The 12,127-nt window shown below is 52.2% G+C and carries 14 protein-coding genes and 1 pseudogene; 8 read left to right on the forward strand and 7 right to left on the reverse strand.

Features of this window, described 5'->3' with window-relative positions:
- Positions 1 to 17: 17 nt before the first annotated feature.
- Positions 18 to 557, forward strand: a complete 540-nt coding sequence (locus tag DSCA_RS30030) for a peptidase associated/transthyretin-like domain-containing protein (RefSeq protein WP_155319927.1) — start codon at positions 18 to 20, stop codon at positions 555 to 557.
- Positions 558 to 895: 338 nt separating this feature from the next.
- On the opposite strand, the gene DSCA_RS30035 is transcribed toward DSCA_RS30030, so the two are convergent.
- The 3 genes and pseudogenes from DSCA_RS30035 to DSCA_RS30045 form a co-directional block, all read right to left on the reverse strand.
- Positions 896 to 1,060, reverse strand: coding sequence for a hypothetical protein (locus DSCA_RS30035; protein WP_155319928.1), 165 nt, complete (start codon positions 1,058 to 1,060; stop codon positions 896 to 898).
- A gap of 157 nt (positions 1,061 to 1,217) precedes the next feature.
- Positions 1,218 to 2,609, reverse strand: coding sequence for an IS66 family transposase (tnpC, locus tag DSCA_RS30040; protein ID WP_155314961.1), 1,392 nt, complete (start codon positions 2,607 to 2,609; stop codon positions 1,218 to 1,220).
- A gap of 128 nt (positions 2,610 to 2,737) precedes the next feature.
- Positions 2,738 to 3,511, reverse strand: a pseudogene (locus DSCA_RS30045) (IS110 family transposase); the annotation flags it as partial.
- Positions 3,512 to 4,181: 670 nt separating this feature from the next.
- On the opposite strand from DSCA_RS30045, the gene DSCA_RS30050 reads away from it, so the two are divergent.
- The 4 genes from DSCA_RS30050 (at position 4,182) to DSCA_RS30065 (ending at position 7,985) form a co-directional block, all read left to right on the forward strand.
- The gene (locus DSCA_RS30050) at positions 4,182 to 5,195 is read left to right on the forward strand and encodes a transposase (RefSeq protein ID WP_155319909.1); all 1,014 of its coding nucleotides are present in this window, start codon (positions 4,182 to 4,184) and stop codon (positions 5,193 to 5,195) included.
- 135 nt (positions 5,196 to 5,330) lie between these two features.
- Positions 5,331 to 6,119 (forward strand): hypothetical protein, encoded by a 789-nt coding sequence (locus DSCA_RS30055; protein ID WP_155319930.1) that lies wholly within the window; start codon positions 5,331 to 5,333, stop codon positions 6,117 to 6,119.
- An 86-nt stretch (positions 6,120 to 6,205) separates the two neighbouring features.
- A complete protein-coding gene (locus DSCA_RS30060; RefSeq protein WP_155319931.1) occupies positions 6,206 to 7,210 on the forward strand; it encodes a transposase in 1,005 nt (334 codons plus the stop codon).
- Positions 7,211 to 7,301: 91 nt separating this feature from the next.
- The gene (locus DSCA_RS30065; RefSeq protein ID WP_269434698.1) at positions 7,302 to 7,985 is read left to right on the forward strand and encodes an integrase domain-containing protein; all 684 of its coding nucleotides are present in this window, start codon (positions 7,302 to 7,304) and stop codon (positions 7,983 to 7,985) included.
- Between the two features lie 149 nt (positions 7,986 to 8,134).
- On the opposite strand, the gene DSCA_RS30070 is transcribed toward DSCA_RS30065, so the two are convergent.
- The 3 genes from DSCA_RS30070 to DSCA_RS30080 are packed head-to-tail and all read right to left on the reverse strand — an operon-like array spanning position 8,135 to position 9,036.
- Complete coding sequence (locus tag DSCA_RS30070) at positions 8,135 to 8,410, reverse strand: DUF2442 domain-containing protein (protein WP_155319932.1); 276 nt, start codon at positions 8,408 to 8,410, stop codon at positions 8,135 to 8,137.
- Entirely contained in the window at positions 8,391 to 8,627 is a 237-nt protein-coding gene (locus DSCA_RS30075) for a DUF4160 domain-containing protein (protein ID WP_155319933.1), read from the reverse strand. Before DSCA_RS30075 ends, DSCA_RS30070 begins: the two co-directional genes overlap by 20 nt.
- 1 nt (position 8,628) lies before the next feature.
- Positions 8,629 to 9,036 (reverse strand): helix-turn-helix domain-containing protein, encoded by a 408-nt coding sequence (locus tag DSCA_RS30080; protein WP_155319934.1) that lies wholly within the window; start codon positions 9,034 to 9,036, stop codon positions 8,629 to 8,631.
- Positions 9,037 to 9,161: 125 nt separating this feature from the next.
- On the opposite strand from DSCA_RS30080, the gene DSCA_RS30085 reads away from it, so the two are divergent.
- From DSCA_RS30085 to DSCA_RS30095, 3 genes are all read left to right on the forward strand, one after another.
- Complete coding sequence (locus DSCA_RS30085; RefSeq protein WP_167528015.1) at positions 9,162 to 10,478, forward strand: CHC2 zinc finger domain-containing protein; 1,317 nt, start codon at positions 9,162 to 9,164, stop codon at positions 10,476 to 10,478.
- Positions 10,399 to 10,956 (forward strand): hypothetical protein, encoded by a 558-nt coding sequence (locus tag DSCA_RS30090; protein ID WP_155319936.1) that lies wholly within the window; start codon positions 10,399 to 10,401, stop codon positions 10,954 to 10,956. The genes DSCA_RS30085 and DSCA_RS30090 overlap by 80 nt, the downstream gene beginning before the upstream one ends.
- 117 nt (positions 10,957 to 11,073) lie before the next feature.
- Positions 11,074 to 11,313: a hypothetical protein gene (locus DSCA_RS30095; protein WP_155319937.1), complete on the forward strand. Its 240-nt coding sequence runs from the start codon at positions 11,074 to 11,076 to the stop codon at positions 11,311 to 11,313.
- Positions 11,314 to 11,440: 127 nt separating this feature from the next.
- Here the strand turns inward: DSCA_RS30095 and DSCA_RS33420 are convergent, their stop codons facing one another.
- A complete protein-coding gene (locus DSCA_RS33420) occupies positions 11,441 to 11,581 on the reverse strand; it encodes a hypothetical protein (protein ID WP_155319938.1) in 141 nt (46 codons plus the stop codon).
- Between the last annotated feature and the right edge of the window lie 546 nt (positions 11,582 to 12,127).

A 12,127-nucleotide genomic window follows, 5' to 3' on the forward strand; every position in this document is an offset into this window, starting at 1 on the left:
ACACAAGGAGGATCTGAATGCCTCTGTATTTAAAATTCTGTATCACGATTCTGGCCCTCATTTTGACCTTTGTAACATGTCGGGAAATAAAAGACAGGCGCAAGCGAATAATCGTCACCATGGCGATATTGCTGGCTATCAGCACCTTCAGCAACCGATCGATTTACTGGTTTATCTACTGGGACGGGCCTTACTTCGGTCAAGTTGTAGACGCTGACACCGGTGAACCTATCGAAGGTGCTTCTGTGGCCGGCGTCTGGCAATTTGAAGGCTTCATACTGCTTATTGCTTCCCTGACCCATTTTGCCACTGCCAAGGAGACCGTAACCGATGCAGAGGGTAAATTTACGATTCCCCTAACCTCTATATGGCCTCCGGTTGTCAAGGAAAAAACTTCTCCCATGGATCGGAATAATCAATTTCTAAGCGAACCTCTTCCGTCTCTTTTCTCGGATCCCTTGACAAGCAATTCGTTGGTTCCGGCTTGCGTCTTCGGTCGCGAGCGTCAGCGCGTTTGGATAACGCGTCTGCACCAAACATCTATCAGGATTGACTGATTTGCCAGATGGTTCTTTGACAATCAGCGTGCCACCTTAAGGCGGCTTCAGAATATATTTCGATTCCCTTATTCCGGCGCAGTCAAAGGTATCGGCTCGTCCGACGGGCGGACGTCCAGTTAGGGTGTCACTCGGATAAGGGGCAGAACACGATCACCACCGGTCAAGCTATCCGTATGCGTGGATGGAACCGAAAGGTGCCGCCAATCAAAGCATTGAGCTTCGGGCATCGGGTCCACTCTTTTTTCGCAGTCGGGCTGCATGTCTTAAATCGAGAGACTCAGATCCGCCCGTTTGATCTCAGTTATGCGATAAGTTGACACCTTCCGGTTCCACATCTATTGATCGAAGAATCGTTTCATGTTGAACGCCTCCTTGTTTTTGAGCATAAAGTAAATGGCCCGGCCCAGCTTGTGGGTGAAGATTCCCAGAGCCTTGCCTTTATTGTATTTGTGTTCCAGTTTGGAAACGAAATACTTTGCCTGGGATGAATCCCTGAGCATGAGGATCGCGGCTTCCTTGATCGCCCATTTGAGATGGTGGTTGCCGATCTTCTTGTTGCTGTGCCCGGCCCACTTGCCGTCGGACTCTTTTACCGGCCGGATCAGCCTGGCATAGGATGAGAAATCCGTACGCGTTCACGGGATATTCCCGTATGAATCAAATCCAGGAAAGGTCAGGCATTATATTACGAAAGTAGGAAGCAATACATTCCACGAGAAATGGGAACGTGGGCTTTTCATTTAAACGGCAGGTCTCTTTCAGTGACAAGATCCGCTCGACCCACCGATTACCCTTTTCGCTTTGGGTTCCCAGACTGCGTTTTCGCCACAGCACACCAAAACGTAAGGCCCGCTCAGCGCGATTATTTGTAGGTTCGACGCCATGGTGATCGAGAAAGGTCCACAGACTGTCCATTTCCCGTACGATCTGACGGGCAAGTCTACCAGCATCGGTCTTGTCCTCCTCCCAAAGGGAGACGGTGAACAAGAAGAACGTATAAAAATCCGACCACTGTTTTGAGTCGGGAGGTTCTTTGGCAAACGATACCAGTTGCCTCAGCCAGGCGGCGACGATTTCTCCGAAGCGGCGAAGGTCGGGTTTCTTTCTTTCCGTCAGGGCATCGGCCTTGCGGATCAGGTGAGCCAGGCAGGTTTGGCGGTGCACCCATTTTTGGTATAGGCCGTATCCATCACTGACCAGAATGCCGTTCCAATCCTGGATTAAGTTTTCGAAGGCCTCCTTAGACCGGTGTGGGTCGATACGATAAAATGCCACCCGTTCATTTACCATGGCCCACAGCCAGTGCAGATCATTTTGCTTAAACCAGGATGTTTCGTCGATGTAGTTACACCAAAAGCGTCGGGCGATCTGGCCGATGCGTTCGTAGACTGGCAATAGCGCATTTGAGGTGCGGTCGACAATTTTCTGGATGGTTCCGGTGGCAATGGGAATGTCTAATACAGATTCGCACAACTTTTTGACATCGTTTCGGCTCATGCCCTTGATGCCGCTCAGTTCACCGATAAAGGCGGTAAAACGAGGACCGTAACCGGTGGACATCTCAGGTGGCAGCATGGCTTTGACCACGTTACCGCAGTTAGGGCAATCGCATTGCTGGAGAAGATAGTGATTGACTTGCATTTCGATTTCGGGAAGCTCAATATGTTGATGTACGTAAAACGTTTTCATCTTTTCCTGATCGAAAGCCGAATGCCCGCATGAGCAACGTTGCGGGGTCAACCAATAGCTCTCGGTCGGGTCCAGCACTTGCTGCTGGTGCGGCTTATGGCCTTTCTGACCGCCTTTAGCCTTTTTGCTCTTTTTTTGCTTTCTCTTCTTCCTCGCAAAAGGTGGATCGGAAGACGGTGGCTTGCTGGAGTTGTGAGAATTTTTCCGGGTCCGAACCTCGAGCTTCTCGAGCCGTTTTTCGTGGAGTGCAATCCGCTGTTCCATATCGAAAAGCGTCCGTTCCAGAGCCATGATGTAATGACGCACCGGCTCTGGCGTCAGTTGCCAATCGAGTTCCGAAAAAGGTCTTTTGAGTGCCATGAAAAGCACCCTATCATAGCCAAAAAGAAAAATCTAGATTTATTTTGAATTATTCCAGATGGTTAGGAGCCTTACTTTTGTGTATTGATTTCGGGGACTTGCGAAGCCAATCGGACCATCAAAGTACCCCGTGAATGCTTACAGAAATCCTGTACCCTGGGAAACCGCCTGACATCATGGACCTCGTACAGGATTACCAGGGCCAGGATCTGCCCGACACCGGGGATTGAGCGCAGCAGATATAAAGTGTGGTAATCATGCTGGCGGGCGGTTTTTTCGATATGCCATTCAAGCTTTTTAAGAATCTGATTCATGGCATCGATCATGGCCAAGTCGACTTCGATGCTCTTTCTGACAGCCGGGTCTTCAAACCTTTCGGCGACACCGCCATGGTTGTATTTGCGTGACAATTTTTTCCTGAACGCCGGCAGGTTGTACTGGGTATTGGTGTTGTTAATATGGGCTACCAGTTCGCTGCATCGTCTCGACAGATACATGCGCCGGCGCAGCAGATCCCGTGTTGCCCGCCACTTGGCCGGATAGGGATAAGCGGTGGGAAAATTGCCGCCTTTGAGTAACATGGCGAGTTTGTAAGAATCGATTTTATCGTTTTTGGTTTTGCCGCCGTGGATGGCTTTCATGTATAATGCGTGTCCAAGGACGAAATCGATTTTGTGATCGGCGCACAGATCGGCCAGCCAGTACCAGCAGAAGACACATTCAACACCGACAACAACGTCTTCGATAAACGGGAACACCAGTTCGAAAAAGAGTTCCGGGTCGGTTTTGATATTCAGGTGAACAACAATTTTTCCTTTATGGTCGAGGATGCAGACATACATTTTCCTGGCATGCAGATCGACACCGCAGTAATACTTGTGCTGTCGGTTGTAAAATTTCATGATGTGCCTCCTTTTGCTTGGGTAAGTATTTGTTAGGGGTAACAAAAGTTTACCGTTGCAAGTGAAAGGGGGCAACCCATCATCATGTTTTCTGTTCGAGAATGGGGTATTAAAAAGCTCGTCGGAGAACAGGAAATATGATGATGGGTTTACACGACAGCCCCGTTTCTTTGGGAGGCCATAACTAGTATCATTTGCATTTACTTTCTGGCCCATGTCAGCACTAGATAAGATGGATTTGGTGGTATTTAAGCCGGGGTATGATTCTCATCCGCCTGCAATACAAAGAGAGATGGAAAAACCTGAACAGATTGAACACACTTCACCGGATGGAGAATATTTTGTGGGACGGCGTGCTCATTGTGGAATATGGAGAAAATGCAAAGTTAAGTTGAATAAGGCAAAAAGTTTGGAAGAAAGAAGGCGAGCTTCTAATGAATGCCGTAATAGCTTGAACCAATTACGAGTCGACGACTCAAGGATTGCCAACTTTTCAAAGGCTTTAAAAAAGGCATAATAGTATCTGAATTAATATTGAAAATGGTTTTGATCCAATACTACCTTCATATATAAGCAAATGGAAATTAAAGATGATTAAATCAGGGAAAGTTAGGGACATCCATAAATTTATAAATTGACATAATCATAACCACCATGTAAAAAGACACCCATGCCACGTCAATCCCGCATCGATGCACCTGGCGCGCTTCACCACCTGATCATCCGTGGTATCGAACGAAAGGCTATTTTCAAAGACGACGCGGATCGGTATGGATTTATTGAAAGAATCGAGTCCATCTTTTCAGAGACCGATACCCCATGCTTTGCATGGGCGTTGATGTCCAATCATGTGCATCTTCTGACCCGCACTGCGCAGACCCCCCTGGCCACTTTAATGAGGCGGTTGCTCACCGGCTATGCGGTGGCATTTAATCGCAGGCATCATCGACATGGCCATCTTTTCCAGAATCGCTATAAATCCATCCTTTGTCAGGAAGACGCTTACCTGCTTGAACTGACCCGTTATATCCACCTGAATCCACTGCGCGCCGGAATAGTCAAAGATATTGATGCGCTAAACGTTTATCCGTTCACGGGACACAGCGTCATCATGGGCATTCAAGATGCGAAATGGCAGAACACTGAAAAGATTCTCGGCATGTTCGCCAAATACAAGAAGACCGCTCGGAGAAAATATCGGGAGTTCGTGGAGGGGGGAATCGATGCCGGTCGCAGGCCTGAATTGGTGGGCGGCGGGTTGATTCGCAGTGTGGGGGGATGGAAACAAGCAAAAATTCTATTGAAGGGACAAGAGCGGGTGAAAGGCGATGAGCGGATATTGGGCGACACCGATTTTGTCCAGGATGTGCTCAATCGGTGCAACGAAAATTATATGCGAAAATATCGATTGGCCGCTCAAGGGGTCGAGTTAGATACCTTGTCCAAAGGCGTCGCTGCGTATTTCAATCTGACCTGTGATCGGTTGTATAGCCCCGGCCGTTATCCCGCCGTTGTGCAGGCTCGCAGTGTGCTTTGTTTCCTCGCTGTCCGCCAGTTGGGTCTGACAGCCACCGAACTGGCCCGAAAAATTGGATTGACCCAACCGGCAATCAGTATTTCTGTGAAACGGGGAGAGGGGATCGTCAAGGAAAGAAGGTTCGATATTTCAGACTTCCTACCGTAATTTATATATTTATGGATGTCCCTAAGGTTCCTGTGAAACGGGGAGAGGGGATCGTCAAGGAAAGAAGGTTCGATATTTCAGACTTCCTACCGTAATTTATATATTTATGGATGTCCCTAAGGTTCCTATTTATGGATGTCCCTAAGGTTCTCTAAGGTTCTTGATCATGCCGAGGGTCTTGAAACCGGCCTGATGGTAAATAGCCTGCCCGCGATGATCGACGGCGATCAGTTCACGGTCAACCATGTGCCCCTGATCCAGGGAGAAAACATCATCACGGCCGCGGCCACGGATGCTTCCGGGCTTACGTTATCGGATTCTATCACGGTCAATGCGGAAATGCCCGAGGATTATATCCGCCTGACCGCCAGTCCGGTTTCGGGAACGTCGCCCTTCGAGACCACGCTGAGGATCGACAGCTCGTTTGCCGTCGCTTCAGTCCAGATGACCTATTTTGGGCCGGATGACGTCACCTATCTCGATGAATCAATGGATGAGATACGGCTGGAAGTTACGACAGAAGGCATACATACCTTTGAGATAGAGGCAACCGATTCAGAGGGCAATGTATATACGGATGAGATTAGCATTGAAGTGGTTGATCGGGCTGCGCTGGATGACTTGCTGCAAGACAAATGGACGAACATGAAAGCCGCTTTGATGGCCGGTGATGTAGATGGAGCGCTGGAATACCATCATGAGGATGCTCGGGAGCGCTATGCCGCCATCTACAATGCATTGGGTGATGATTTGGCAACGCTGGTTGGGCGAATGCAGAACATATCCTGGATAAATTACGTTAACGGAGTCGCTAAATACCGGATTCGACAGAATCATGAGATCAACGGTCAAGTCGTTACCATTACCTACTATATTTATTTTAGCCGCGACAAGAACGGGTTGTGGTTAATTGAAAGATACTGATAAATCAGGGGTGATAGTTTGGGAATTAGGGACGCCCTTAACATATAAACTTGACGCAAGCTGGTCGGGCTGATAATCAGTCCTGCATGCCCCGCCAAGCCCGCATAGACACCCCCGGAGCGCTGCACCACATCATTGCCCGCGGCATCGAGCGTCGCAAGATCTTCAACGACGACGAAGACCGCGACGCCTTCATCGAACGCCTGGGCACGATTCTCGATCAAACCGGAACCGAATGCTACGCCTGGGCGTTGATCCCCAACCACTTCCACCTTTTGCTGCGCACCGGTAGCGCTCCCATCGCCACGGTGATGCGCCGGTTGCTGACCGGCCATGCCATCTGTTTCAACCGCCGGCACCGGCGCAGCGGCCACCTGTTCCAAAACCGCTATAAATCCATCTTGTGCCAGGAAGACGCCTATTTGTTGGAACTGGTGCGATACATCCATTTGAATCCCCTGAGAGCCAAACTGGTCGCCGACATGAAAGCCTTGGACAAGTACCCCTACTGTGGTCACGCGACGGTCATGGGCACTATCGATTGCGCCTGGCAAAATGTTACGGTGGTTCTGAGGCAATTCGGTAAAAGAGTTGCGTCGGCGCGCAAGGGCTACCGGTCGTTTGTCGAAAAAGGAATCGCGAATGGAAAACGAACCGATCTGACCGGCGGCGGTCTGATCCGAAGCGCCGGCGGCTGGACCGCGGTGAAGGCGATCAGAGCTGCCGCTACCCATGAAAAGAGCGACGAGCGGATTCTTGGCGATGGCGCTTTTGTCGAACGGATTCTTGCGGAAAGCCAGGAGGTTTTAGATCGGCGTTATGCGCTGAAGGCCCAAGGATTGACCGTGGAAGATGTGGCTGATCGGGTTGCGCAGGTGCTTGGCATCACCACCGACCGGGTCTGGCTTCCCGGCAAGTACAAACAGCAGGTCATGGCCCGTAGCCTGCTCTGCTTTTGGTCGGTGCAGGAATTGGGCGAGAGCATGGCCGCCATGGCCGGGCGGTTGGGCATTTCCACTACAGCTGTGAGCAAGTCCGTCCGGCGGGGCGCCCACATCGCCGACGATCTTGGCGTGAAGTTGATAAGTTGAGGGCGTCCCATATGCCCCCTAAGTTGAGGGCGTCCCATATGCCCCGTAAGTTGAGGGCGTCCCATATGCCACCATATGCCACATATGCCCACTGCGGCAAACCGGCCATGGCGTCCAGAAATGGACCAATCTCACCAACAAACACGTGGGGGCGGTGGTGGACCGCTGGCAGGCCGAGGGTCTGGCCGTGGGCACAATCAAGGAATATCTCTCCGGCGTCCGCACCGTCTTGCGTCACTTCGACAACGACCGCATCGCCGCCGACAACCGGGCCTTCAATCTTGCAAACCGCGTCTACGTCAGCAACCAGGACAAATCCTTACCCCAGGCGGCCTACGAGAAAGCCGTGTCCGCCTTGCAATCAAGCAACAGCATCAACGACAACCGCATTGCCGCCCAGCTGATGCTCCAGCGTACGTTGGGCTTGAGAAAAGAGGAGAGCTTCAAGTTCAGTCCCGCCCGCAGTGTCCTGGCCGACGGGCGCATTTACATCACCGACGGCACCAAGGGGGGCAGAGACCGCATACTTCACCAGATCTCGGACCCGGCAAGGGTGGCCATTGCATACGCAAAAACCGTGCTCTCCGGAGCCAATACCATGGCCAACACCATGACCGAGCGGCAGTGGAACGCTCTGTTTTACCGCACCATCAAGGCCCAAGGAATTACGAAACAACAATGCGGAGCCTCTGCCCACGGCCTGCGCCACGCTTACGCCCGGGAGCGTTACCGGGCACTGACCGGCTTTGCCGCCCGGTCACGTCGATACCGCTGAAGCGTTTAGGGCCAATGCCCGGCAGGTGGCTGGCAGCGAATGGAAAAAACTGGACCAGGACGCCCGGACCTTGCTGAAAAGTGAGTTGGGGCACGGTCCCGACCGGGACGATGTGGTGGCTGTTTACGTGGGAAGTGCTTAGATGGCCGTCAGGCCACGTTGGGCATGGTCTTGCGCGGAGCTGGCGCACCCCTTAACAGGCCCTCGGTGCTCAGATCCTCGTCGATGTCAGGCCAGTGGATGCCGAATCCCCCACCTGCAAGCTGCCAGTTGCCGCGCTGCTCGGCGCTAGCGTGTAAAAGACGCGGATACCAGGCCAGAGGCACGCTGATCGTGCGGCCGTCCATCAGATCGACGCTCAGGCTGTCTTCGGTAAAATGTACGTCTTTGACCCGTTCACCAGGGTTAATCTGAGAAATACTCATGCCAGGCCTCCAAAAGCTCCTGTTGGTTGTCGATGACCAGTCTTTCCATCTCACGCAATTCTTTGGCGCTAAATCCCAGGTTGCGGACCAGCGCCACCGGATCGATCCAGAACTTGCAGGTTGCATCGTCCCGGTCGATGTGCACATGGGGCGGTTCGTTGGGCTCGTGACTGTAAAAATATAAGCGGTAGGGACCGGATCGCAACACCGTAGGCATGTCAGCTGGCCTTTTGCGCGAATGGCTGGATCGCTCCTTCCACCTTGTTTTTGACGATCATCGCATCGATCAGCTTGATGACCGCCTCCTGATCCTCGGCATCGAAATGTTCCAACTCCCGAAACCGTTTGATCAGCCTTGTGTTGTGCAGCGAACAGTCCTGCGGGGTCTCTCCGCTTAGCAGATAGTCCACGGAGGTATCCAAAAGACGGGATAGCTCGATGAGTTTTTCTGCTGGTGGAATGTGCAGCCCGCATTCGTATTTGTTGAACTGGGAAAAACCGATATCCGCCATGGCCGCCAGCTCCTTTTGCGTCCACCGCTTTTGCTTCCTCAGCGCTTTAAGCCTCTTTCCAAAGGACTTTCTTACGTTTTTATCGGCCATGATGATGCGGTCCCCCTTTATCATTTTTTGCCTCCTTCTATATCACAAGGGTTAACGAAGCTCTTGACATGTGTTCCTTATATGGATAACAGAAATCCGAAATACGGACAATGAAAATGCTTGACAGATTTTGGGGAGGAGGCCCCACTATGGCTATAGTGAAGGAGCGGATCGAGGCCGTCAAACGTGGCGTTGATCTGGTAGCCCTGGTAGAATCCAGGGGCATTGCACTCAAGAAAAACGGCAGCGGCTGGTTTGGCCTTTGTCCGTTCCACGACGACACCAATCCTTCTTTATCGATCAATCCGGATGAAAATCTGTTCCAGTGCTTCGGCTGCGGGGCTGCCGGTGACGTGATCCGGTTCGTTGAGCTGTTCGACAAGGTTCCGTTTACCGAGGCTGTCAAACGGCTGTCCGGCAGCGATCTTGACCGCCCACCCCGGTCCCGCCGGAAAAAGGAGACGCCCCCCAAAAAACCGACCGCCGCCCAGGTGAAGCTGTTGCGGCGGGTGATCGATTTTTACCACACGGCCTTTGCCGAAGATCCGCGAGCGATGCAGTACCTTGAGCGCCGGGGCATCACGGATAAAGCCGTGTACAGTGCCCACAAGCTCGGCTTTGCCAACGGCACGCTGCTCAACGTGCTGCCTCATGACGGCGATATCAGCGGGCAGTTAAAGGGCATGGGCGTGCTCGCGGACAATGGCCATGAGCACTTTTACGGGTATGTGACCTTCCCCTTGTATGATGCAGGCGGCAATCCGTGCGGCATTTATGGCCGCCGCCTGGATGAGATGGTGACCGGCAACGTGCCCGATCATCTGCAATGGCTGGCCGCCTGCAAGGTAAAAACCGTGCACATCTGCTTCGATGCCGACGAGACCGGACGCAAGGCCGCAGACAAGACAGTGGCCAGGCTTGAGGGCGAAGGCTTTACCACCCGCCGCATCGACCTTCCCGAGGGCAAGGATATCAACGACTTTTTTCTTTTAACCGCCGATGCCGCTGGCCGGTTCCAGGCCCTGGTGCACCCGCAAGCGCCGGTCAGCGGCCAGAAAGTGCCGGATACGGTGCGCGTAATGCCCATGGACGGCGGCTTTGTAATGCATGCCGCAGATTGCCGCTACGAGGTGCGGGGCATTGTCAAACGCGGCACCAAACTCAAAGCCACGGTCAAGGGGGTTGTGGGCAAAAAAGGGGCGGCCCGGCGCATGCACGTGGACACGGTGGATTTTTACTCGGCGCGCTCCAGGGCCTATCTGGTCAAGGCTGTGCGATGTGTTCGGGAAAGACGAGCAGACGGTGACCGCAGACGCCCAGCGCCTGCTGGAGCTGGCGGAGAGCCACAAAGCGCCCGACTCAAAGCCGCAAGCGTCCCAAAAGAAGATGAGCGATGCGGACCGGGCGGCGGCGCTGGCCTTTTTGAAAAACCCGGACCTGCTCGACGAGTTGCTGGCCGACTTTGAGACCATCGGCTACACCGGCGAGGCCATGAACAGACTGCTTTGCTACATCGCCGCTGTCTCGCGCAAGATGGACGAACCCTTGTCGGTGATGATCCAATCCAGGAGCGCCGCGGGTAAATCGTTTTTGCAGGACACGGTGTTGTCCCTGATCCCCATCGATGAGGTCATCAAATACACCCGCCTGACCGACCAGGCCCTGTTTTACAAGGAGTCGGACAGTCTCTATCACAAGATCCTGGCCATCGAGGAGCTGGACGGCACCAGCGGGGCCATCTACTCCATCCGCAGTATCCAGAGTTCCAAAAAAATTACCATCGCCTATAAGGGCAAGGATGCGGCCACCGGCAAGCTCAAAACCGAGGAGAACACGGTGGAAGGCCCGCTGATGGTCTTCATCACCACCACCGCGTGGATATCGACGGAGAGACGGCCATCCTGTACAACATCTGTAATCTGGATGCGTATGGCCTGCCAATAATTAACATTTAAGATGCGACCCCTATGCCTTCCTTTGCGGGGAGTGGACTTTCGCTTTTTCTATGGCCCCAAAGGATCGGATCGGTTTTGATAAAAAACGGCGGTTAAAGAGAGAAAAATGAACTCCTCAACCACCGCCTATTTTGTCAAATGTGGTGACCTGACCCCGTTTTTCTTTTGCCAACGCTTCCGGCTGGTGGAGTTGATAAGAGATGATTACCATCATCTCGATTGTTCAATCGCTCTTTCAAAACTTTTTCTCGTCAAGCAACCTTTGAAATCCCCGTCAGCTGGGTTTCAGTATCTTTGGGACAGTTCAGCCATACCTGCTGGACCGGTTCCCAATTGCGGCTTTTAGCGCTCCACCGATCGGGCCTTTTTTGCTTGGCCAGCTGATAGACCCTGTGGCGGTTAGCCAGGATCGTGTGATCCTCACCTCTATGACGTTGAGACGGGGTGACATATCTTCACTGCGCCTTCTCGAGTTAAGGGTCTTGAAATTCACCATACTTCCATAAACCATCTTGTGTTTGCCCATCACTATGAATCATTTTACCTCTTCCATGTGGTTCCCCATTTTTCCAATTTCCATCGTATATCGCCGTTATCCCTGAAGTATTTCCCATAGATCGGCTGCCCGGCAATCTTATCCTCTTCAAAGGATTGCGACCATGGCCAGGCCGTTGCGTGTGGAATATCCAGGCGTTTTTTACCACATTGTACCGCGCCACGAGGTTTGGAACCCCGCGTCGGATGGTTTGGAACCATGTTTTTGCTGGTAGGTTTAAACTATTATTCAATTTTATTTTAACTTCAGGCGGTGGTATAGAAGGTGATCGCTGGACTGGATTTTAAGGCTCATTTACGCGGTTTCAAACCAACCGTCAAATGGTTTAAAACCAAGTGTCAGATTACACGTCCGCCACGTGCCCTGAAACGCCCCACCGTTTGAGTCCGTGAACGTACAGCCAGGCCGGATAATTAAAATTGGCTCTGTGCGTCAGTCTCTGGACGGTGCCCCAACGGTTCCCGTCAGGGCCCGATTTTCCTGGTATAAAGTGGCAATATTTAAAATATATCTTGATTGTCACATAAATTCAATATATTGGGGGTTTATTGACCTCAATCCGGCACGGGCTTCGAACCCAAAACCCACCGGGGGCAACCCCGTT

Source organism: Desulfosarcina alkanivorans (genome assembly GCF_009688945.1).
Classification (GTDB): domain Bacteria; phylum Desulfobacterota; class Desulfobacteria; order Desulfobacterales; family Desulfosarcinaceae; genus Desulfosarcina; species Desulfosarcina alkanivorans.